The sequence below is a fragment of the Ignatzschineria sp. F8392 genome (assembly GCF_002252045.1).
In the GTDB taxonomy this organism is placed as follows: Bacteria; Pseudomonadota; Gammaproteobacteria; order Cardiobacteriales; family Wohlfahrtiimonadaceae; genus Ignatzschineria.
Genome location: NZ_NEFF01000001.1, coordinates 148,227 through 172,373, shown reverse-complemented (window position 1 = coordinate 172,373; position 24,147 = coordinate 148,227). Strand labels below are relative to the sequence as shown.

Annotated in this window: 19 protein-coding genes; 11 read left to right on the top strand and 8 right to left on the bottom strand. The window is 41.5% G+C overall.

What is annotated here, in order from left to right; genetic code table 11:
* Positions 1-34: 34 nt before the first annotated feature.
* Positions 35-604, bottom strand: a complete 570-nt coding sequence (locus tag B9T19_RS00680; protein ID WP_094566694.1) for an SIS domain-containing protein — start codon at positions 602-604, stop codon at positions 35-37.
* Positions 605-674: 70 nt separating this feature from the next.
* Positions 675-1,553 carry an RNA polymerase sigma factor RpoH gene (gene rpoH / locus B9T19_RS00675; protein WP_094566693.1) on the bottom strand — a complete coding sequence of 293 codons (879 nt, stop codon included), beginning with the start codon at positions 1,551-1,553 and terminating at the stop codon, positions 675-677.
* 502 nt (positions 1,554-2,055) lie between these two features.
* Here rpoH and B9T19_RS00670 point away from each other — a divergent pair.
* Both B9T19_RS00670 and B9T19_RS00665 read left to right on the top strand, forming a co-directional pair.
* Positions 2,056-4,383: an NADP-dependent malic enzyme gene (locus tag B9T19_RS00670; RefSeq protein WP_094566692.1), complete on the top strand. Its 2,328-nt coding sequence runs from the start codon at positions 2,056-2,058 to the stop codon at positions 4,381-4,383.
* Positions 4,384-4,524: 141 nt separating this feature from the next.
* Positions 4,525-5,217: a peptidoglycan DD-metalloendopeptidase family protein gene (locus tag B9T19_RS00665; protein WP_094566691.1), complete on the top strand. Its 693-nt coding sequence runs from the start codon at positions 4,525-4,527 to the stop codon at positions 5,215-5,217.
* A gap of 221 nt (positions 5,218-5,438) precedes the next feature.
* Here B9T19_RS00665 and B9T19_RS00660 read toward each other — a convergent pair whose 3' ends face one another.
* The 5 genes from B9T19_RS00660 to rplM form a co-directional block, all read right to left on the bottom strand.
* Entirely contained in the window at positions 5,439-7,574 is a 2,136-nt protein-coding gene (locus tag B9T19_RS00660; RefSeq protein WP_094566690.1) for a lysine decarboxylase LdcC, read from the bottom strand.
* Between the two features lie 141 nt (positions 7,575-7,715).
* Entirely contained in the window at positions 7,716-9,029 is a 1,314-nt protein-coding gene (cadB, locus tag B9T19_RS00655; RefSeq protein WP_094566689.1) for a cadaverine/lysine antiporter, read from the bottom strand.
* A gap of 363 nt (positions 9,030-9,392) precedes the next feature.
* Complete coding sequence (gene pcnB, locus B9T19_RS00650) at positions 9,393-10,775, bottom strand: polynucleotide adenylyltransferase PcnB (RefSeq protein ID WP_094567339.1); 1,383 nt, start codon at positions 10,773-10,775, stop codon at positions 9,393-9,395.
* 92 nt (positions 10,776-10,867) lie between these two features.
* Positions 10,868-11,260: a 30S ribosomal protein S9 gene (rpsI, locus tag B9T19_RS00645; RefSeq protein ID WP_094566688.1), complete on the bottom strand. Its 393-nt coding sequence runs from the start codon at positions 11,258-11,260 to the stop codon at positions 10,868-10,870.
* A gap of 22 nt (positions 11,261-11,282) precedes the next feature.
* A complete protein-coding gene (gene rplM / locus B9T19_RS00640; RefSeq protein ID WP_094566687.1) occupies positions 11,283-11,711 on the bottom strand; it encodes a 50S ribosomal protein L13 in 429 nt (142 codons plus the stop codon).
* A 447-nt stretch (positions 11,712-12,158) separates the two neighbouring features.
* On the opposite strand from rplM, the gene B9T19_RS00635 reads away from it, so the two are divergent.
* The 9 genes from B9T19_RS00635 to B9T19_RS00595 all read left to right on the top strand — a co-directional run bounded on the left by B9T19_RS00635 (position 12,159) and on the right by B9T19_RS00595 (position 23,502).
* A complete protein-coding gene (locus B9T19_RS00635) occupies positions 12,159-13,634 on the top strand; it encodes a DUF4139 domain-containing protein (RefSeq protein WP_094566686.1) in 1,476 nt (491 codons plus the stop codon).
* A 7-nt stretch (positions 13,635-13,641) separates the two neighbouring features.
* Positions 13,642-14,664 (top strand): DUF3137 domain-containing protein, encoded by a 1,023-nt coding sequence (locus tag B9T19_RS00630; RefSeq protein ID WP_094566685.1) that lies wholly within the window; start codon positions 13,642-13,644, stop codon positions 14,662-14,664.
* Positions 14,665-14,757: 93 nt separating this feature from the next.
* Entirely contained in the window at positions 14,758-15,333 is a 576-nt protein-coding gene (locus B9T19_RS00625; RefSeq protein WP_094566684.1) for a LemA family protein, read from the top strand.
* Positions 15,334-15,858: 525 nt separating this feature from the next.
* Positions 15,859-18,228, top strand: coding sequence for a TonB-dependent hemoglobin/transferrin/lactoferrin family receptor (locus tag B9T19_RS00620; protein WP_094566683.1), 2,370 nt, complete (start codon positions 15,859-15,861; stop codon positions 18,226-18,228).
* A 55-nt stretch (positions 18,229-18,283) separates the two neighbouring features.
* Positions 18,284-19,177, top strand: a complete 894-nt coding sequence (locus B9T19_RS00615; RefSeq protein WP_094566682.1) for a hemin ABC transporter substrate-binding protein — start codon at positions 18,284-18,286, stop codon at positions 19,175-19,177.
* Positions 19,178-19,180: 3 nt separating this feature from the next.
* Entirely contained in the window at positions 19,181-20,194 is a 1,014-nt protein-coding gene (locus tag B9T19_RS00610) for an iron ABC transporter permease (protein ID WP_094566681.1), read from the top strand.
* Positions 20,195-20,995: an ATP-binding cassette domain-containing protein gene (locus B9T19_RS00605; RefSeq protein ID WP_094566680.1), complete on the top strand. Its 801-nt coding sequence runs from the start codon at positions 20,195-20,197 to the stop codon at positions 20,993-20,995.
* A 99-nt stretch (positions 20,996-21,094) separates the two neighbouring features.
* Positions 21,095-21,862 carry a HugZ family protein gene (locus B9T19_RS00600; protein WP_094566679.1) on the top strand — a complete coding sequence of 256 codons (768 nt, stop codon included), beginning with the start codon at positions 21,095-21,097 and terminating at the stop codon, positions 21,860-21,862.
* 254 nt (positions 21,863-22,116) lie between these two features.
* Positions 22,117-23,502, top strand: a complete 1,386-nt coding sequence (locus B9T19_RS00595; protein ID WP_094566678.1) for an esterase-like activity of phytase family protein — start codon at positions 22,117-22,119, stop codon at positions 23,500-23,502.
* Between the two features lie 129 nt (positions 23,503-23,631).
* Here B9T19_RS00595 and B9T19_RS00590 read toward each other — a convergent pair whose 3' ends face one another.
* Positions 23,632-23,871 (bottom strand): RNA-binding S4 domain-containing protein, encoded by a 240-nt coding sequence (locus B9T19_RS00590; protein ID WP_094566677.1) that lies wholly within the window; start codon positions 23,869-23,871, stop codon positions 23,632-23,634.
* Positions 23,872-24,147: the final 276 nt, after the last annotated feature.

Here is a 24,147-nt window from a genome sequence, read left to right as displayed (position 1 = left end):
TTACTCTCATCCTCTTAACCGTTTGGAGGAATGCTTAGCGATAAGCGGCATCGATCATTCCACACCAAATATGAATCACAAGAATATGAACCTCTTGAACTCTTGCTGTTCTTGGGCTCGGTGCTTTAACAAGATGAAGATTGGGACTCTCGATCATTGCCATCTCTCCCCCTTTCTCCCCCGTCAATCCCAATACAATCATCCCTTTCTTAAGCGCTTCCTCTACGGCACGGTTAATGCTCTTTGAATTACCACTCGTGCTAATCGCAATCAAAATATCGCCAGCCTGTCCAAGCGCCATCACCTGCTTAGCAAAAACCTCATCATAACTATAGTCATTGGCAATGGAGGTTAAATTTGAACTATCGGTAGTTAAGGCAATTGCCGGCAAAGGAGCGCGTTCAACCTCAAAGCGATTGATCAATTCTGCCGCAAAATGTTGTGCATCAGCAGCTGACCCCCCATTACCACAAATTAGAACCTTTTTGCCGGCTTTGAGCGCATCAAGCATCAATTCACCCGTCGATTCGATCATCTCCGGCATTGTCTCTAACGCTAACTCTTTGACCTGAATACTCTCTTTAATCTCTCTAATTGCTCTCATTTTATATCACTCCATAATAGAAAAGACCCAGATCAATAATCTGAGTCCTTTACGAACATTGAGCACGTTATCATACCGTCAACAGGTCTTTGATTTTACTCATTGCCTGATTCTCAATCTGTCTAATACGCTCTGCCGATACTGAATATTTGTCAGCAAGCTCGGTTAAAGTAGGTCGCTCCTCATCCTCATCTCTCATCCAGCGTTGAAGAATAATATCTTTACTACGCGGATCGAGAGATTCAATCGCATTATTGAGCTTCTCATTATTGTGCGTCTGATAATCCTCTTTCTCAACAGCCTGTGAAGGATCTAATGCATTTGAAGAGAGCCAATCTGAGGGACTAAAATCACCATCATCAACACTACTTCCTACCGGCAGGTCAAACGCTAAATCATTCGAGAAGAGTCGCATCTCCATCCGTTTAACTTCAGCCTTACTAACATTGAGTTCTTTAGCGATATCAGCGGCCTCATCATCTGTTAGCCATTCAAGGGACTCTTTTGAAGAGCGGAGATTAAAGAAGAGTTTTCGCTGCGCCTTGGTAGTTGCAACTTTCACAATTCGCCAATTACGAATAACAAACTCATGAATCTCCGACTTAATCCAATAGACAGCAAAGGAGATAAGACGCACATTGTAGGAAGGGTCAAACCGTTTAACCGCTTTCATCAAACCAACATTTCCCTCTTGGATTAGATCCACCAAAGGAAGGCCATAGCCGGTATAGTTTTTGGCAATATGAACTACAAATTTAAGATGAGATAGAACAAGTGTCTGCGCCGCATTAAGATCACCATGCTCTATTAATCGATAAGCAAGCGCTTGCTCCTCTTCGGCAGTTAGAGTGGGGATGTCGCCAATCGCACTGATATAGGCATCGAGCCCATCGGCGACAGACGGAAAAGTATTAGCACGAAGTACTAACTGTTTATCATCACTTGGCATTATAAAACCCTCCACAAACATCGTCGGGAAATACTCTGTTGATTCACTACTTAAAAGCTATATCTAGAAGCACTTTCCATAATTTAAATCGCCCTCTATTATAGCAAATAGGATCTCCATCGTCCCCATAAAATCGTTATTTAATATTCTTATAACAAGCTTATAGCAGACTTATAGAGGAGATATAATAGCGAGCTCATTATCAAATAAATAATGGTTAAAAATCAGATAATAGTAAGAAAACAGACCTAGAACAGACCTAAAATAGAGCCATCAATAGAGCGATAAATAGAACTGCAATCTATATTTTATATCAAGATCAAACAGAGAGCTTTTATGTGCAAAAAGAGATCTTTAATAGATTAAAATCAACAAGTTAAATCTATAACTCCGTAAAAATTGAGTTTGATCCCCTTTTTTATGAGTAGCCTAGTAGATTCGAAGATCAATCCTTGTTAGTATCTAATATTCACTCAAAATTCAGTATAAAGGATAGATCTCAATGGATTCTCCAAATAATAAAACTGAAGATCTTCGAATTGAAGCGCTTCGCTATCATGCCCAGCCTAGACCTGGAAAAATCTCAGTTGAAGCAACTAAACCGCTTGTCAACTCAAAGGATCTCTCTCTTGCTTACTCCCCTGGCGTTGCCTACGCTTGCGAAGAGATTCAAAAAGATCCGCTCACCGCTCTCGATTACACCTCTAAAGGTAATCTTGTTGCCGTTATTAGTAATGGAACTGCAGTATTAGGACTTGGAAATATTGGCCCATTGGCAGGAAAACCTGTCATGGAAGGAAAAGGGGTTCTCTTTAAAAAATTCTCCGATATCGATGTCTTCGATATTGAAGTCGATGAGTTAGATCCCGATAAATTTATCGATATTGTTGCGAGTCTTGAACCCACCTTTGGCGGCGTTAACTTAGAAGATATTAAAGCGCCTGAATGCTTCTATATTGAGCAAGAGCTCAAAAAACGGATGAATATTCCGGTCTTCCATGATGATCAGCATGGAACGGCGATCATCACTGCTGCAGGCGTATTAAATGCGCTTAAACTTGCCGATAAAAAGATTGAAGAGATCAAACTTGTCTGTAGTGGTGCGGGCGCTGCGGCTATCTCTTGCTTAAATCTTTTAATGCAATTTGGTTTAAAGAAAGAGAATATCACCGTTGCTGACCGAGATGGCGTTGTTAATCAACATCGCTCTCCTGAATCGCTCGATGAGTATAAATCCTTCTTTATGCAGCAAACCGATAAGATGACTTTAGGTGAAGTCATTGAAGGGGCGGATGTCTTTTTAGGGCTCTCTGCTCCCGGCGTTCTTAAGGCTGAGATGGTTGAGAAGATGGCACCTAATCCGCTCATCTTTGCTCTTGCAAACCCCGAACCAGAAATTCGCCCAGAGATTGCTCACGCTGTCAGGGAAGATGCAATCATTGCCACAGGTCGCTCCGATTATCCTAATCAGGTAAATAATGTTCTCTGCTTCCCTTACCTCTTCCGTGGCGCACTCGACTGTGGAGCTACAGAGATTAATGAAGCGATGAAGATGGCTTGTGTCAAAGCAATCGCAGATCTAACTCACCAAGAGCCAACAGATGAGGTTCTTCACGCTTATCCCGGCGAAAGTCTTCGCTTCTCTCGCAACTACATTATTCCAAAACCGTTCGACCCTCGCCTTATTGTAGAACTCCCTATTGCGGTTGCAAAAGCGGCAATGGAATCAGGCGTTGCCCTTCGCCCAATTGTGGATTTTGAAGAGTATCGACATCGTTTAAGTCAACATTTTAATAAGACCAATATGGCGATGCGCCCCATCTTCAATCAAGCTAAAGAGAATGCACGCACGATCGCTTACTGTGAAGGGGAAGATGAACGAGTCCTCCGTGCCGTTTATCTGGTAAAACAAGATCGCTTAGCGAACCCTATCCTCATTGGGCAACCTAAAGTGATTCAACAACGTATTGAAGAACTAGGAATTAATCTTCCAACAAAAGTCTTAATGCCAGAAGATAGTATCAGTAAAGATATTGGTAGCGACTATGTTCAAATTATCGATTATCGCAACCCTCCCCTTCTTGATCGCTGTTCAGAGCAATATTACAGCTTGATGAAGCGTAAAGGCATTACGCCGGAACTTGCTCGTCAACGTATGCAGACAAGAGGGAACTTACTCTCTTCAATGCTCCTTGAGCTTGGAGAGATCGATGGTCAAATCAGTGGTGTTTTAGGTCAATACCATCGCCACGTTCATCATATTGTGGATGCAATTGGCCTTCGAGAAGGGACATCTCAACCAGCGGCGATTAGCTTAATCCTGTCACCAAAAGGGCCGCTCTTCTTCTGTGATACTCATGTCAATGAAGATCCTACCGCTCAAGAGCTCGCTGATATCACAAAGATGGCCGCATCTGTAGTAGAACGTTTTGGTATTGTGCCTAAAGTGGCGCTACTCTCTCACTCAAACTTCGGTTCAAGAGAGTCGAAATTCTCACGAAAAATGCAAGAGACACTGCATCTTTTAAAAGAGAGCGCCCCTGAACTGGAGGTGGAAGGAGAGATGCAACCCGATCTTGCGATTTGGGAGCGTTATCGTAATGCATATTTCCCGAACTCAGAGCTACAAGGTCAGGCAAATCTCTTCATCTTTGCCAATATCGATTCTGCCAATATTACCTATAACTTTGTTCGAACAATTACCGATAGTATTGTTGTAGGTCCTATTTTGACAGGAATCTCGAAACCGGCACACGTTGTGACCAATATCGCAACCGCTCGTCGCATCGTCAATGTAACCGCGATGTGTGCAACTGACCCGCTCAATTAAGTAAAAATGCACTGCCAGTTTTACTAATCGAGCGAACACAATAGTAGATTATAAAATAGATCATAGAGATACCCCTCAAAGAGGAATGATGGTAAGATATCTTCTTCTTTTTGGGGTTTTTTAATATAGAAAGTAAATATTATGCGCTTAAAACGAGTAACATTTATCTTATCAGCACTCCTCATTATCCAGGCTTGTAGCTCATCGGGTAGTTATACTGTGCGTCCCGGCGATTCTCTCAGCCAGATTGCGCGGGCACATAATATGTCACTTCAGCAGCTGCAGAAATTGAACAATATCTCCAACCCCAATCTCATTCATACAGGACAGGTCTTACGTGTCAGCGGTAAGGCAGGATCAGCAGTAAGAGAGAAAAGAGGAAGTAGCGCACCACAAGCAATTGCGCGTCGTGATAATACCGTTATTGTCCCGAAAGCCCCGGCGGCCCCAAAAGACAAAGTCTCAACCGGTATCAGTGGTTGGCAAAAACCGACTGATGGCCCCATTACGAAGAGCTATAACCCCAATCTTCCTGGCCAAAAAGGGATACAGATTGCCGGCACACTCAATCAACCTGTCCGTGCTGCGCATAATGGAGAGGTGGTATTTGCCGGAACAGGAAATTCAGGCTATGGTCAGCTCATCATTATTAAACATAATGCCGATACCTACTCTGCCTATGGATATCTTGCCTCTGTCAATGTTAAAGAGGGAATGAAGGTGAAAAAAGGGCAACAGATCGCTTCGATGGGGAATAGCTTTGATGGTCGAACCGTTCTCTACTTTGAGATTCGAACTAAAGGGCAAACGGTAAATCCTAGCAACTATATTTAACTCGATAACTTCAATCGAATAACTTCAGCTCGGTCAATCAATCTCATTGAATTCAATTTAATTCAATCTGACTCAACCTAACTCAATCAATAAAAAAGTGGGATTCTTCAAGAGAAGTATCCCACCCAAATATGCTTATATGCTTATATGCTTATATCATTTCACTCACCGATTCTGCCCATCGAGTCTATTCAACCTACGAGATTCGGCGAAAGATCCCCTTATAGATCCAATATCCGGACCACATATTCACCATCACTATTTTGATAAACACCATGAATATCTGTCTCAAAACCAGGATAGTGAGAGCCGATATCGCAGAGCATCTCTAAGAACTCAAGAATCGGTTTTGTCTCTTCTGTTACCTTCTCACCCGGCATAATAAGCGGAACACCCGGCGGGTAAGGGAGAATCATATTAGCGCTAACCTGATTCATTAACTCTGAAAGCTTACATTCTGTAACCTTCCCTCGTAACTCTGCCTGATAGGCGGCATGGGGAGTCATCTCCATTTCAGGAAGGCTATCAAAGGCGTTATACATCAATTGTGGTAGCTGATGCTCTTTCATCAGATGGTGAATACCCTTAGCCAACTCTTGCAGACGAAGATCGCTATAGAATTGTGGGTCGATAGCATAGAGTGCCGGCATCGCCTCTTTCACTTTGAGATTCTGATCATAAGCGTGTTTAAACTTCATCAATGTTCTCAAAAGCGTCATCGCTTTTGTCTCATCAATTCCCATACTAAAGAGGAAAAGTAGAGAGTAAGGACCTGTTTTTTCCACCACAATACCATGCTCATCTAAAAACTGAGAGACAATAGAGGCTGGAATTCCCCACTCATCAAGCGTACCTGATGCATCCATTCCTGGCGTCGTAAGAGTGATCTTAATCGGATCGAGATAGAGAAAATTATCATCAATCTCATTAAACCCATGCCAACGATCTTCACTATTGAGTGGCCAACAGGCTAATTCATCAATATTTTCAGGTTGCCATACATTAAAGAACCAATCACTCGACTCACGATTCAGTCTTGCAATCTCCTTACGGAAATCGATCGCTCGATTGATCGCTTGAGTCATCAAATTTCGTCCGGCTTGCCCACGCATCATCGCCGCAGAGACTTCACATGAAGCGACAACACTATAGAGCGGTGAGGTCGTGGTATGCATCATATATCCTTCATTAAAGGTTCGCTCATTGATCTCCCCTTTTACATGAATCATCGATGCTTGCGAAAATGCCGCTAATAATTTATGGGTCGATTGCGTCTCATAGATCACCTTTCCTTCAACACGCTCGCCTCCCATCCCTGATTTACCCTCATAGATAGGATGGAAATTGGTATAAGGAACCCATGCTGAATCGAAATGGATTGAATTAACCGGCAAATGCTCCTTGATATAATCTGTATCGTAGAAGAGCCCATCGTAGGTTGAGTTGGTAATAATGGCATGCACTGGTGCAGAACCATTCTCTCTTTCAGCCACAAGCGCTTCAATATGTGCTTTTGCAAACTCCTTCTTAGGAATACCCCCTAAGATTCCATAAGCATTACGGGTCGGCTTAAGATAGATCGGCGTTACATTAGTCATCATCATTAAATGGGTAATCGATTTATGACAATTTCGATCCACAATAATGGTACTCCCCTCCGGACAAGCATACATACCCACAACTTTATTCGCCGTCGAGGTTCCATTGGTAATAATAAAGCTTCGATCAGCATTGAAGGTTTCGGCAATATACTCCTCTGCCTCACGATGTGGCCCTGAATGATCTAGTAGAGAACCGAGCTCTCCCATGGAGATCGATATATCAGAGCGAAAAGTATTCTCACCATAAAAATCATAGAAGAGTGAGCCTACGGGACTCTGCTCAAATGCCGTCCCTCCCATATGACCCGGTGTACAGAAGGTATACTTCTCTGCCCCAACATACTTAAAGAGCGCCTTTGTAAAGGGAGGTAAAATTTGCTCAATATACTCTTCAACCCGCTGATCAATCCGTATTGCGCTATCTGTCGCATTATTGAGAACATAATCATAAAAATAGAGATTATTTTTTAGATCAGAGAGTGAGAGATCCATCGCCACCTTATCATTGATAAAGGTGAAGAGCGGCAACTGCTCATTGAGATGGGCGATCTGCTCACAGAGTGGCAACTGATGATTATCCCAATCAAAAATCACACCCAAAATACGGGGATTTTTTTGTAAGAGATGAAGAAGATCTTCTGCCTGCTCCACAAGAAGTAACTTATACCCCATCTCCGTTAAACTCGCCTCAAGCTTAGAGAATAGTAGACTCTTAAACTCTTCGCGAACATCATTTAATAGTGCGATTTGATACATATAGACTCCTTTTGACTATCATTGTTGATTGAGCAGACTGCTGCACGCTCACTACTTTAAAACCCAATCTAACTTATTGATCTCATATATTGACTCTATTTATTGATGACATCTGTTGGTTGCATCTATTAATTTCATTTATTAATTGTCATTAACAACTTCTCGCTGATGCCCTAACTTCTTTGCATAGAACATTAAGATAATTAAACTCACAATAAAGGTGCCGGAGAGTTGCATCGGCGTTGAGCCTAAGAGCGCAATGAAACAGAAAATACTCCCAAAAATAGCAGCTGTTAAACTCAAGAGACGCTTCGCACTCATCCCTTCCACTCGAATAAGATTTAAGCAGGAGTAGAAGTAAGGCAACATCGTTAAGAGAACAGCGATATTGATAAGATCTTTAAAGATGGTAGAAGCACGACCTGATTCAGCATTCGCCAATGTCACCAAGGTCAGGAGGATAGACATCTGAATTGCCGCTAGAATCAATCCTTTGCGCGGAATACCATTTTTATCCATCTCACCATAAACTTTAGGGAAGTTCCCATCATGTGCCGCTCTAGCCCCCGCTTGCCCCACTAACATCATCCATGAGCCTAACGATGTTAAACAAGCAATTACCGTAAAGATCGAAACCACAGGGCTTGCCCATTCACCTAACATCGTTGATGCTGTCTTTGAGAAAGGAGCCCCCGAGGCCGCCATCTCTGCCGCCGGATACATACCGGAGATAACCTGAGTTGCCAAGATATAGACAATACCCGCTAAAAAAGCACCGATCATCGTCGCTAAAGGAATTGTCTTTTTAGGATTTTTAACAAGTGCTGAGTTAACAGAGGCAGATTCAATTCCCACAAAAGCCCACAAACAGAGCAATGTACTACTTACAACGGCCTGATAGTCGGTATCATGAGAGACATTCCAGTTGTGAATATAGGTCTCTTTATCAAACCAGAGCCATCCAAATATTGCCGTTCCAATAACAGGAATAAGAATCAGAACTAAACCAAAAGTGGTTAAGCGACCAATCCACTGCCCCCCTAACAGATTGATAAAGGTGAAGAGCCAAATCAGTGCAAGAGAGAGAATTCCTGCCGGAATCGCCTCATTGAGGATAGGGTAAAATACAGAGAGATAGGAGACCGCTGTTGTTGTAATGGCAAGATTCCCAATCCAGTTGGCATGATAATAGAGTGCCCCTGTCTGAAATCCTAAAGCCGAACTAACCTCATTAGCATAGGCAATAGGACCTCCCTCTTCAGGATCTTTCGTTGCTAACTTCGCAAAGACATACGCTAATGAGAGTGCGCCAATCAAAGCGACAATCCAACCAGTAATCGCTATCGAACCGATACTCGCTAAGTTTGCCGGCAATAGCGCAATACCACTTCCCATCATATTTCCTGCAACAATACCGATACAGGCAATTAAACCAATCTTTTTTGCATTATCCATAAATCACCTAGAATCTCTTCAATAGAACTAAACCGAGGAAATTGAAAATTCTGCATCAAAAATGATTAAAACATTAACATTATGACCAACTACCATTAACTTACCAAAATAATAGTTACTAAAACGATAACACAACATATTATCTATTTACATATATTCACTTTTATTCAAATCGTAATGCCTTGATATTCCCCCAAAAGATAAAAACAGATTGTTAAAAATGTGATCAATATCAAAAAATTTTACCCATAAAAAAACTACCTAAAACACTATCGACGCCGATCTTTCGATCAACTTAAGAGAGTGTTCTAGATAGTTCTCAACCATCTTGAGGAGTTATTGATTTATTTCCCCATCATTATCTTATGATTTTGCCGGCGATTCTTTACTCCGATTTCTTCTTCGGGGACGGCGCCGACGCTTTTTAGGCTCAGTCGAAGCATCATCATTCTGCTGATGAGTTTTAATCTCAGCTGCTACAGCGCGTTTGCCTTCTCGACGCTCTTCTCTTGCCGCTTCCCGCTCTTTTGCAAGAAGTCTCTGTTCGTAATCCTTAAACTGTGCCTCCCAATATTGAGCCTTTTCAATCACTTCATCGCTCTCTTGCGCATCTGCACGCAAAAGTAAGAAATCATATGCGGCTTTAAAACGGGGATGTTCCATCAAACGTTTCGGTTGACGAATCACTTTCGCTTGCAATCGGAACTGAAATATCCACAACTCTTCAATAAACTCCCGAACATAACGGGGAATAACCGTAATTTGATGCTGTACTTTAAAGACTTCATCAATAGCGCTAGAAGAGGCATCACTATTTCGTTTGCCTTTTACGATCTCTTTTTCATAAATTGCAACAAAAGGTGCCCACAACAGAGAGGCATAGACAAAGTAGGGGGAACTCGTTAATCCCGCAGCTGCACGCTCATCTGAATTTTGCAGTGATCTTAAGAGGAGATGCTGATCCGGAAACCCTTCTCGCTCTAACGCATTATAGGTTAATGGAAAGAGGATCTCGAAGAGCTCATGCGCAATCATACTATGGTAAGAATGCTCACCATGTCCTGTTAAAAAGAGCTTTAAAACCTCATCATACATTCTCGCTGGCGAAACAGTTGCAAGAAGATGACGATGCTCTGCAATAAAGGGGAGCAGTTCCGGATCGATCGTTAATCCCAATTTTGCTTCAAAACGAATCGCACGCAAAATACGGACGGGATCCTCTAAGAATCGCTCTGTCGGATCACCGATCAATGATAAACGCCTACTCTTTAGATCTTGATATCCATTACAATAATCGATAATGGTCTGATTACGAACATCATAATAGAGCGCATTGATGGTGAAGTCTCGCCGAAGCGCATCTTCATCAATCGTGCCGTAAATATTATCTCGTGTTACAAACCCTTCCTGATTTGTCTGATAATGTTTCGATTGATCATTCGCTTCATTAGAGCGAAAAGTGGCTACTTCAATGATCTCTCGACCAAAAACAACATGCACCAGACGAAAACGACGTCCAATAATACGACTATTGCGAAATACTCGACGAATCTCACTAGGATGTGCATCTGTCACAATATCAAAATCTTTAGGGGATAGACCCAAGAGAAGATCACGCACACCACCACCAACAAGATAAGCGTTGAAGCCAGCGCTATTGAGCCGATTGATCACCTGTAAAGAATTTTTAGAGATCTGCCGATTTCTAATAGGATGATCTTTCGTATGGTATATATGAGGACTCATGTGAGGGTTCATTGAACCTTTTCTCCAAAAAGAAAAGCCTTTCAAAAGAAAGGCTTTGATATTTTTCATCATACTCAAAATATCGATAAAAATTAACGTTTTGAGAACTGAGTTGCACGACGTGCTGAACGAAGACCGATTTTCTTACGCTCAACGCTACGTGGGTCACGAGTTACGAAACCTGCTTTACGTAACGGCGCACGATTCGCCTCATCATACTCAACGAGTGCACGTGTTAAGCCGTGACGAATTGCACCGGCTTGACCACTCAAACCACCACCTTTTACAGTTACGATCACATCAAATTGATCTGTAACTTCTAAAAGCTCAAGCGGTTGACGAACTACCATGCGTGATACTTCACGTGGGAAGTAATCATCGAGTGATTTATCGTTAACAATAATACTGCCTGTACCTTTACGTAAAAACACTCTTGCTTGTGATCTTTTACGTCTTCCAGTACCGTAATTTTGGTTAGCTGCCATAATTAATTCTCTCTTCTTAAAATTAGATGTCTAAAACTTTTGGTTGCTGTGCTGCATGAGCATGCTCAGGACCTGCATATACTTTTAATTTACGAAGCATTTCTCTTCCTAATGCATTTTTAGGGAGCATGCCTTTGACCGCAAACTCAATAACATTTGCAGGTTTAGTTTGCAACATCTTCTCAAGAGTAGTCTCTCTTAAATGACCAACATAACCGGTATGTTTATAATAAATTTTTTGTTGTAGCTTGTTACCTGTTACACGGACTTTCTCTGCGTTTACGATAACAATGTAATCACCGGTATCAACGTGAGGTGTGAACTCAGGCTTATGCTTACCACGTAAGCGTGTTGCAACTTCGCTCGCTAAACGGCCGAGGGTTTTTCCTTCTGCATCAATTAAAAACCATTCACGGGTTACTTCAGCAGGCTTTGCACTAAATGTTTTCATCGAAAACTCCAAAATAAATAATCACTAACAAAAAAATTTAAAACCAGCATGCATACCGCCGGTAACGAGAATACCGGCGAGAGATCACTCTCACGATACTGACTCTAAATCAACGTTAGGGGTCGCTGGTAAACGATCTCGGCATTTTACGAAATCCCTATCGAAATATCAAGCTTAATAGCACTTATTCCTAACTTATTAAACTCCCCATAAATAATGGGGCCGACCATAGATGCTATTGCTATTATAGAAATAGCAATATGACAGAAATAGAAAATAGAATATGGCAAATAGAATAGAGCAACAGAAGGATTAACTATAAATCTATTACTATAGGCCTATTACCAATAACCATTAATCGCTATAATTATCTGTAGCACTATCTATGTAGCACGCCCCTAAATAAAAGCCCTTAAATAAAATAATGGACAGAAAGGAATCTCGATAATGAAACGATCTCCCCTCTTTCAAGCTACGATTCTCACCCTATTATTGCCGATCGGCCCTCTCTCTTTAGCTACTGAATCAGCTTCAGAGCAGAATCTTATCGATCGACAACTGACGATCTACCAAGAAGGGATTGCGTTAGTCTCAGAAAATCGCACCTTTCAATTATCTGAAAAAGAACCGGTGCTCCTTCTCCCCAATATTGCCCCAGAAGCAATTGTAGAATCATTACTCTTAAAATTTAATCCGCGCCAAGATGAATCAACCTCATCAGAAGAGAAAGAGGTGCTTCCGCTCGTAATAGAGAAGAAACTCAATCGCAATCTACTCTCCCCGACAACATTGATCGATTACTCTATTGGCAAAGAAGTTGAAGTGATCTGGCAATCACCTAAAGAACGCCGAGAAAAAGCGATTATTCTCTCTAACAATGGGGGCCTCCTTCTTCAGTATGAAGATCGCATCGAATCAGGCCTTCCAGCAGATGCAAGACTCGCCTTTAAAGAGATTCCTAAAGGTTTAAATCGCACTCCGGTACTCTCTCTTCTCTTAGAGAATCTACCTAAAACGATCACCCCTTACCGAGCAAATCTCAATTACCTCACACGAGGAGTGAGTTGGAGTAGCGATTATATTGCACAACTTGATGAGAAGGAGAAGTTGTTTCGCTTAGAGGGATGGGCAACCATTAACAATCAGAGCGGCATCGATTTTAACAGTAGCGAAATCTCACTCATTGCCGGCAATCTTCACCTTACCCCGCAAGTTCCACTCTATCGTGAGAACTTTATGGTTAAAGCGGCAAGTAGTCCACAACAGGATAATATCGCTCCCCAACCTGTGAGCGACTATCAACGCTTCCTACTTCCTGGAAAATTTACGCTCCAACAACAAGAACAGACCCAAATTGCTCTCTTTAGCGCCGATCAAATTCCTTATCAAAAGCGTTACCATTTCGATAATATGAGCCCAAGTCAACGGCTTTTAGAGCAATCTTCTCCACAAAATGCCACTGTCTCATTTCACTTTGATAATAAGAAGGCTGATCAATTAGGGTTTGCGCTTCCATCTGGTACTATTCGCCTCTATCAAGCGGGGGAAGAGACGCCCATCTTTTTAGGTGAAGATTATCTTACCAATAGCGCCGCGGGAGAGAAGATCACACTCAATATGGGAAGTGCTTTTGATGTCACTCTCACCAGAGAACAGCAACAATATCGTATTGTTAATCCCGATGAGTGGGAAGTTAGCTATCAGCTCACTCTCAATAATCGTAAAGCGGAAGCGGTGGATGTTGCATTAACAGAATATTTCTCTCCGGGACAAGGGGTCAATTGGGAGCTTATCAGCCAACAGCCTCCGGCAATCTTAAAAAATGAGAGTGCTATCTGGAATATCACACTGCCGGCAAATGGAGAGAAGAGAATCAATTATAGTGTTCGCTATACGATTTTTCAGCCCACTGAAAAGAGGTAAACAATAGATGTTTCCAATGATCCGACATAACCATCTATTATGGCAAGAGATCACGCAAGCATCTGAGCGCATCGACAATGTGCAATCGCCGGAAGAGCTATTAGAGATTGTTGAGTCAATGCGAAAGATCTCGCCCCTTCAATTTGATCGGCGAGATTATCTTCTCTACTTTGTCGCTGATCTCATCCTCTTGATAACGGGTTTCTACCTCTACCGAGAAACAGGGGAAGGTCTCTTCCTCTTCCTTCTCATGCTTGCCCTTTTTATCGGCATTATTCTTGCTATCCGCTTCTATCGCCGAGAGAAATTACCACAACAGCTCTCAAAAAAGATCTTCCAGCGCGATCTTCTCTTCGATAATCAGATAGCTCCTATTGCACCTGAGACGCTCCCTATCGATCAGTTATTACAACAATTTAGGGAGTTTAATCGTGGTAATTATCGTCGTGATATTCCTGATCTTCTCAAAGGAGAAGTGCCGCTCGAAGGGCATTCACACAATCAACCTACCATTGACTTCTACTACTTCCATTTCCACTATATTGATGAGGAGATCATTGAAGAGAAAGATAATGAGGGCAAACCGAAAAACCGTAAAGTCTATCATCACTATCATCGTTATGGACTCTTACTCGATCCCACAAAGCTCACGAAACAGCCCCTACCGACGCTACAAATCAGTGCTGATCGAAAATTAAGGGTCAAAAGAAGTGATTACCTGCCAGCCTCGATCTCTTTTCGTAAAACGTTCTCACTGACAACATCAGAACAGCATTTTGCAGCAAAAATATTGACGCCCACAATGGTCGAACAGTTACTGAAAATAGGTAAGGCGTTTAAAAATCTCAATATAGAGCTTAATCAACAACTCCTTATCGCCTTTGATAATGCAGATATCATCACAGCAGAACAAAACTATGACCTTACAAATATTGATGCCTTTATTCTGGAACTAAAGGAGAAGCAGACACTTCCTCAATTGACAGCAATATTAACGTTCACTCAAAATATTCTAAACTCATTAAGATAAAATCCATTAGGTACATCCTGTACGTTACATATTATGCACCTGATATTACGGCCTATCTTACACAATTTCACACAACTTAAGGAGTAGTGCCCTATGTCACTTCCATTTATCATCACACTTCTTATTCCACTTATCCTGATAATCTATATCATTACGATTCATAATCGTATCATCACCTACTACAACGCAACTCAACGCGCTTGGGCGGATGTTATTACACAACAACTCCAGAAAAATAGATTGCTGCCCAATCTCGAAAAAATGGTGGAAGAGTATAAGATTCATGAGGCTGATGTGTTACAAAATATTACAGCCCTGCGTGCATCCCTTAAGAAGATTTCCCCAGAAAATAGTAGTGTCGAACAGCTCAAAGCGATCAACAATGAGTCTAAAGCGCTCTTCTCTCAACTCAATATGGTTGCTGAAAACTACCCAGAATTAAAAGCCTCTACGATCTACCAGCAATTTATGCAAGAACTCAGTGAGCTTGAGAAGAATGTGGCAGCAAGTATCCGTATTTTTAATGCCAATGTTGAGACCTTCAACACAACTATTGCGCTCTTTCCAAATCAATTTATCAACCAACTATTTACCAAAAAGAGTGCTCTTCCTATCTTTGAAGATAGTCGCGCAAGTGAGGATTTTGAATATCAGCCCCCTTTTAAATAGCGCCGAAAAAACATTTATCGAATATTATCGATCACTTACCACTATTATCAGTTATCAGTTATCAGGGCCTTCAAGGCCCTTTCTCTTATCTCCTATTTCGTATCTCTTATCTTCTTATAGTTACATTTGCTCTTCATCACTAATATCCCTTCCCCGCTCCATATGCCTTCCCTTCAATCTCCTCATCATGAAAAGTGAAACGGCACTATAAAACTGCTCATTTATTACACACTAATATCTACTAAAAGTTTATCCGCCTACTCACGTCTCTCTCGCCTTCTCCAGCCCAATAAAAATAAAAAAGCTCTCGTAATTACAATTTGATAGCACAGGATTTAACAAAAGAACTTCTCATAAATTCCTGCTATTTCCCCTCCTCTTCTCACTTCTCTCATCAATATTTCTTATAAGAACAATTGACAAACAGTAGCGAAACTTAATAATATTCATTTGATAACGAATCTCATTAGCAAATGAGATAATACCCTATAAGATATATTGTTTCATATAATAAGAGTTTCGCTCATGAATTTTAAACAGTCTCCGTTTGCAATCTTAACGACCCTACTTCTCTCCTCCCCACTATATGCCCAATCATATAACTCATCGGAACCTGAGTGGGTAATCGACAATACGCTCAATGCGGAAGGAATAGCTACAGCTACAACGGCTGATCGTATCGATCTTGCTGAGCAACATCCCTCCTTTACACTCTCAAAAGTTATTGTCAGTGGGGCACTTAAAGAGAATTTGGAAATTGCTGAAAGTGCAGCAACAATCGCCCATTTTGACGCGCAAAATATCGAACGCCTCAATGCGACAAATTTAGCACAACTACTGACATATGAACCTGGCGTTACGGTTGATCTCAATAAATCGGGAGGAATTAGCGATATTCGCATTAGAGGAATTGGTAAAGATCGCGTCTTAATCTCTGTCGATGGTGCGCCTCTTCCAATGACCTATCGCTTTGGGAGCTATCTCTCAACAAGTCGCGATTATTTCGATATCGATGCAATGAAGAGTGTCGATATTATCAAGGGTCCGATGTCCACTCTCTACGGGGGCAGCGCTCTTGCGGGTGGAATTTTCATGCAGACAAAAGACCCAAGTGATTTTCTCCGCAGTGATAACAATTTCGGCGGTGAGGTTAAGGCGGGCTATCGTACTGCAACAAGAGAAACGCTTCTCTCCGGAACAGTTGCCGGTCGCTTTAATGATAAGCTCTCGGCATTTGCGCGCCTAACATATACAAACCCTCATGAAGAGCGCAATCATGCCGGAAAATCCTCAAGTGAAAAAACAGTCGGACCAAACCGTACTCACCCTAATAAATCGGAAGCTGATACCTATAACTTCTTAACAAAATGGGTATTCGAGCCCAATGCTGATCATCGCTTTAGCTTAACGTACGAGAACTTTAAAGAGAGCCTCCATGCCGATCCTCTTTCAAAAATAAACTCAGTATCATTTGGTACAACATACCTAGATATGCATACGAAAGACGTTAATAAACGTCAGCAAGTAACATTACGTCACGATTTTAATCAAGAAACAGCACTATTTGATCGTGGTTTTTGGAATATCTATTTTCAAGATAGCAAAGTAAAACAAGATCATAATGAAACGCGCTTTATCCCCGCAAACAAATACTCTCCTATAAGCAAAACCACCTATAGAACTCGTTATAGCGATTTCAATAATAAAACTTATGGTTTAGGAATAGAGTTTACCAAAGGCATTGCACAAAGTGATGCTGTTTTCCATAACTTAACTTATGGTATGAACTATCGTCATAACAGAGTTACCACAGAAAGAGATGGAAATACCATTAATATCACAACCGGAATGAGAGATGAAAATGAAACCTTCCCCAATAAGAGCTTCCCAGACTCTACAATCAAAGAGCTAGGAATCTTCTTACAGGATCGTATCAGTCTCTATGAGGGACAGTTTGAGGTCATTGCCGGGATCCGTTACGACAACTATAAACTTTCTCCTAAGTTAGGGGGCATTTATCAAGATGCGAACCCTAGTGGAGATGAGCCTGTTTCTGTGAGTAAAAGCCAATTTTCTAAAAGAGTAGCATTTCTGTGGCACCCTTCTGAGGAAAACACACTATTTTTCAACTATTCAGAGGGATTTCGAGCCCCAACTTTTAGCGCTATCAATGTCGGCTTTGGAAATCCTGCTCACCGCTATATCAGCAAATCAAACCCGAACCTTAAACCAGAGTCGAGCCACTCCTATGAACTTGGATGGAATTATATCGATGAACATCAGTCACTCTCTATAACGGGATTTTATGTCGATTACAAAAACTTTATTGAAGAAAGACAAGAAGTTGCCCCCGATCCTGTCACAGGCTATCGGGTATTTCAAGCGATCAATCTTGATAAGAGCAAAATCTATGGCTTAGAGTTAAAAGCGCATATCGATCTCTTCTCTATCCAAAATGGTAACGGCATCATTAGTCTAAATGGTAGCCTCGCCTATGCAAAAGGAAAGGAACGAGGGTCTAATAATCCGATTAATAATATCGAACCGCTGACAGCAACTATCGGGATCGATTATAACTATCTCGATAATCTCTATATCGGAGCCCGTTTAAAAGCAGTCAAAGGTAAAAAAGCGAAAGATATCAATCTCAATGAACCGAGTCCTTACGACCTACCACAAGATCCTCCACAGCCTGGTCCGGGATATGCCACCGTCGACCTTATTGCAGAATATAAACCTCGTCGCGATATCACGATTAATGCCGGTCTCTACAATATTTTCAATAAAGAATATAGCTCATGGAGTCAACGCCTTGTCAATCGAGAAAGTAGCGATCTACGCCGTGCAACCAATCCTGGATTCAATGCGGCCCTCTCGGTGAAGTATGAATTTTAACATCTCTATAACAACAATTTGATCTAGCAGAAAAGGTTTACAAAAAAGGTTTAATATGCTCCGAAAATTACTCATCACCACGCTTCTTGCCACTTTAAGTACACAGGCCATCGCAGCAGATAAGATTGCATCACGCATTGTCTCAGCATCAAATCCCTTAACACAGATTGTGACGGCGCTTGATGCAGAATCAACACTTGTTGGAATCGATAAAACAAGCCATACCTCCTCTTCTCTCAATAAAGTTCCCGATATCGGTTACCGCCTCTCTCTCTCCTCTGAGGGAATTCTCGCGTTAAATCCCGATCTCGTACTACTCGCTTTCGACTCAGGTCCACAAACAGTTCTTGAACAGATCAAACAATCTGGTGTAGAGATGATTCAATTTCCCGAATGGGTGGATGTCGAGGATATTCACAATGCGATCACCACCATCGCCGCCAAAGTAGGAAGTGAAGAGAAAGGTGAAGCATTGAAAGAAAAAGTCGCCAATGATGCTAAAAAATTGAAAGAGATGAGTGCGCAACAACCCGATTTAAGTGCCTTTTTTATCCTACAAGAAGCCCAATTAGGTTCACCACAAATCTCGGGCGGTAAAACTTCTGCAGATAAGCTCCTCGACCTCCTTAATATCAGAAATCTCTTTGGGGATGATTTTAATAACTACCGAGCGGTCTCTTTAGAGAACCAATTACAGAAGCGTCCCGATATAGTCCTTATTGGTCATCGCGGTAATTTCGATTCTACTCCGACAACAAAGGAGAGAAAAGAGAAGAGCATTCCCCCTTTTCAACGAAGAATGACGGGCATCGATCATTGGCCTCAAGCACTCCAACCACAATGTGTCTTTGATCTCAATATGAGTAACTACTTAGTCTATGGCATTCATATCTTCTCCGAAGGAGAGGCGCTATTAACGGCAATCAATGAGTGCCTGCAGGAGCAATAAACGATGAATAGTGCTTTCTTTGAACAATATCAGCGCCCTATTATTGCCGCTGTACTCCTCTCTTTGATACTGATTCTAATCATCGCGGCAGGTCAAGGGGCGATGGAGCTCGATTGGCGCAACCTATTTCAATCAGATTCAATGGAGTACTACATTGTTTGGAATATCCGTATTCCACGCATTCTTGCTGCTTTACTTGTAGGGGGTGCATTAGCGGTCTCCGGCGCAATTATGCAAGGTCTCTTTCGGAATCCACTTGTTGAACCGGGAATCATTGGCGTTTCAAGTGGAGCTGCTCTCTTTGCCGCTTTAGCTATCGTTGTGGGAACACACCTTATTCCGACTCTCTTTGCAAAGCTCGGCGATTACGCACTTCCAGTTGCGGCTTGTATTGGTGGATGGCTAATCACAACTCTACTCTATCTCTTCTCACGAAATACGCGCGGTATTAGCATCAGCTCAATGCTACTCATCGGTATTGCTATTAATGCATTTACCGGTGCGCTTATCGGACTTTTAACCTTTATTGCTGATGAGACAGAGCTTCGCTCTTTAACCTTCTGGTCGATGGGAAGCTTAAGTAGTTTCAACTATGAAAAACTCGCAATCCTTGCCGTCATTCAACTTCTTATTTTGCCACTACTATGGCGCCGAGCAAAAGCAATGAATGCAATGTTATTAGGAGAGCGAGAGGCTAAACATCTCGGTATAAACGTGGAGCGCTTAAAGCGAGAGCAGATTTGGGGTGTTGCGATTATTACCGGAACGGCTGTTGCTTTCTCTGGTGGAATTGGCTTTATTGGCCTCTTAATTCCTCATCTAATTCGTATGGTCTTTGGTGCTGACAACCGCTTCGTTTTACCCTTCTCCTATCTCTTTGGCGGAATTCTCCTCATCATTGCCGATAGCTTCTCGCGTACGATTGCCGGCAATAGCGAAGTGCCCATTGGAATCTTGACCGCCTTTATCGGTGCTCCCTTCTTAGCTTATCTCGTCTATCGACAAGGGAGAGGCTAGATGTTTACATTAAATGGGGTAACCTTAAAATATCAGAGCCGAGTCTTGATCAATATTCCGCAGCTCACCATTCTTCAAGGAGGGTTTACCGCTTTGATCGGTCCTAATGGCGCAGGAAAAACCACACTTTTAACTCTTCTAGCAGGAGATGCTGAGCCAACAAGTGGCAATATCCTCTTTAATGGAGTGCCATTATCACAATATTCTGTCAGCGAGCTCTCAACAAAACGATCTGTTCTCCCGCAAACAGAGCATATCCCCTTTGCACTCAATGCACGCGCCATTATATTGATGGGATTAATGCCTCATCAGGTAGAAGCACAACATCCTGATGTTGAGCCACTATTAAAGGATCTTGTAACGACCTTAGAACTTGAAAAAATAATTGAGCAGCCCTATCAACGTCTATCCGGCGGCGAGCAACATCGCGTCCAGATCGCAAGAGTTCTGATACAGACGCTTTTTACAAAGACACAAAATAATCTCACGTTAAGAGAGAAAGTGATGCTTCTTGATGAACCTTTTAACCATCTCGACCTCTATCATCAACAGCAACTGTTACGTTATTTCAAAAAACTGACTCAAATGGGACTTACCATTATCTGCGTAATGCATGATCTCAACCATGCGCTGCAAGTCTCCGATCGCTTAATACTCCTCAAAGGGGGCGAGATCGTCGGAGAGCATACACCCACTCAATTGTGGCAATCGAAGAAGCTAGAGGAGGTCTTTAAGGTCAATTTTATTACGCTGAATGATCCTCAAGATAGTAGCTTTTCAACGCTTTCTTTCAAAATATAATTCAAACTAGGACGATTATAAAATCTAACAGAATCGATCCCTAAAATCATAACCAATAACTTAAACACCCACTCAAACAATACTTAAGGAGATTTACAGATGTCCGAATTGATCACTAAAAACAACTTAAAACAGACTTACAGCAAACAAGATGCAGCAAGAGACTCACGCATACAATTACTTGCAAACTTCAATGGAGTATTGGCAACCATTATGCGCGATACACTCGATCTTGAAGGCTATCCTCTTGGCTCTGTCGTTCCTTTCTGTCTCAATGAGCGCAATGAGATCGTTCTCTTAATTGCAGATATTGCTCAACATACTAAAAATGTTAAAGAGAACCCGAAAGCCTCTCTAACCCTCCATAATGATGATCAAGATAATATTCAAAAAGGCTGGAGATTAACCATTCTTGGTGATGTCAAAGCCGCGACTGAAGAAGAGATCCCGGCAATTGCCAAGCGCTATGAGCGCTTCTATCCTGAAAGTAGTCGTTACCATAAAGTTCACAACTTCCAGTTCTATCTCTTAAAACCTAAAAAAGCGCGCTACATCAATGGATTTGGAGAGATTCATTGGGTTGACTACGATACTATTCTTGCACCGACAATCTTTGATGAAAAATCTGAATCGGAGATGATCGATCATATGAATGCCGATCACCATGATGCCCTTCTACTCTATCTCAATACGCAAACTACTGTAACGAAACCTGATCTTGTCCGCATGGTAGAAGTGGATCAATATGGTTTTACTGTGGCGCATGATGAGGCATTTTTCCGCTTCACCTTCGAACAAGAGGCGACATCAGCACTAGATGTGCGTCAATATCTTGTAGAGATGGTTAAAAAATTGCGAGCAGCATAGATCTATACCTCATCAGATCTATATCTATATTAGATTTATATCTCATTAGATTAATATTCCATTGCTAATATGGCTAATATGGCTGATATGGCCTGATATGGCTTATCAAATCTCCTACAAAAGGGGAATATGATAAGCCTATTAAAAAGAGAGAGTTGTGTAATAAATAACAACTCTCTGTAATTATCCTGTTAAAAAGGGTTTGTAGGATAGAGACTCAACCTGTTATCAACCTACTTAAAAAGGGGTCTCTCATGACAATTTCCTCTTCAACATATCCCTCTTCAACATACATTAAACCTATCGCCGCACTTCTACTGTCACTTCTTGTCTCAACAACTGCTCCTTCTTTCGCAAGTGAAAAATATCCGGCAACTTTAACGGCACATGCCTATATTCCCGCAGAGAGTATGATTCCTGCACCTAACGATGCACCTAATGATCTTCAAATCAGTGGTAAGTTCACACAAAATCTTCGTAATGATGTGGTCGGTTCAATTGAGGGAAAATCGATGGGTCGCCCAACGGGAGTCTCACTCCCCTTTAAAGGCCAACCGATACAAGGTCATTCTGGAATCAAAAAAATGGCTGATGGCTCATATTGGCTATTAACTGATAATGGAGCTGGTAGTGCCAAAAACTCCCCCGACTTTATGCTCTACCTCAACCAATATGATATTGATTTTGATAATAATGAGTTTAAACGATTAAAAACTATCTTTTTACATGACCCAGATAAGAAAATTCCTTTCCGTATTCAAAATGAAGCAACCGAAAAGCGCTATCTAACTGGAGCAGACCTTGATCCAGAGAGCTTTCAATTTGCCGGCGGTTATCTCTGGATAGGTGATGAATTTGGTCCCTATCTCATCCAAGCAACAACAGATGGTCGTATAGTAGCGCTCTATGAGACTTATTTTCAAGGAGAACGATTACGATCACCAGATCACTACAGCTTAACAACTCCGGGTAATCCCGAACAAAAACTTAATTTTGAAGTTCTACGCTCAAAAGGATTTGAGGGGATGGCAGTGAGCCGTGATGGCTCTAAACTCTATCCTCTCTTAGAAGGTGCTCTTGTCGATAGCGATGGTAATAATCTGATTATTTTAGAATTTGATGTCGTAAAAGAGGAATGGAGTGGCAATTATTGGTATTACCCCCTCGAAAAACCCGGTTTATCAATCGGTGATTTTAATATGATTGATGATCAATATGCGCTTGTTATTGAAAGGGATAATGGAGAGGGCGTTATAGAGTTCGTTTGTAAAAACGATGAGAGAGTAAACTGTTTTCCAGAAGAGAATCTCCCGCAATTTAAGCGTATCTATAAAATTGCACTCAATAAAGATAACCAAAATAGAGCGGTTGATAAAATAGGCTATATCGATCTATTAGAGATCGAAGATCCGAATAATCTCTCGCGAAAACCGCTCAGTAATGGGCACTTTGTTTTCCCTTTCTTCACAATTGAAAATGTAGATATCGTCAATGATGAAGAGATTATTGTAGGAAATGATAATAATCTGCCATTTTCAAGCAGTCGCCTTCCTAATACCGCTGATGATAATGAACTTATTATTCTTAATGTTAAAGCACTATTAGATGCGCCCTTAAAAACAAAATCATCAAATCTATAATCTGTATAAAACGATAAAGAGGAGCCTTATATAAGGGCTCCTCTTCTCCTTTAATCTAGTTGATTCACCCACCTAAATTATTTATTCGGACCATTTATCCGAATTATTCATTGTGTTGAACACGTCGAATTAGACCCCATCCCCAGCAAGAACGGTAATCTCAAAACCTTCTCCCGTGACATGGCTATCGGCCAATATTTTTGCTGTCTTACGCAGTTCGAGCTCTCCGTTGACACTCACTAATCCATCACTGACCATCAATTTTGCCCGACCACCAGTTTCGGCAACTCCTGTCATTTTCAGAAGATTATTGAGGGTAATATGGGGATGTCCCTCTAAATAAAAAACTTCTTTTACAATGTTGCTCATAATCTTTTCTCTATTCCTTTCTAATATACAATCGATATATACAATCGATATGGGTCGATACCAACATCGGCTTCGCTCTATTTTATACCTTAATAAGCGTCAGCACTATTAATCATCATAATCAGAGCTTATTAGTCACACATTAAACATCATTAAACATCTATTAAACGTCTATTAACATCTTATCAATCCCATATAGAGATCTCACTATCCCTATACCATCCATGTACCATTTAGGTATCATCCAAAATAAAACCCCAATCTCAAATGATATTG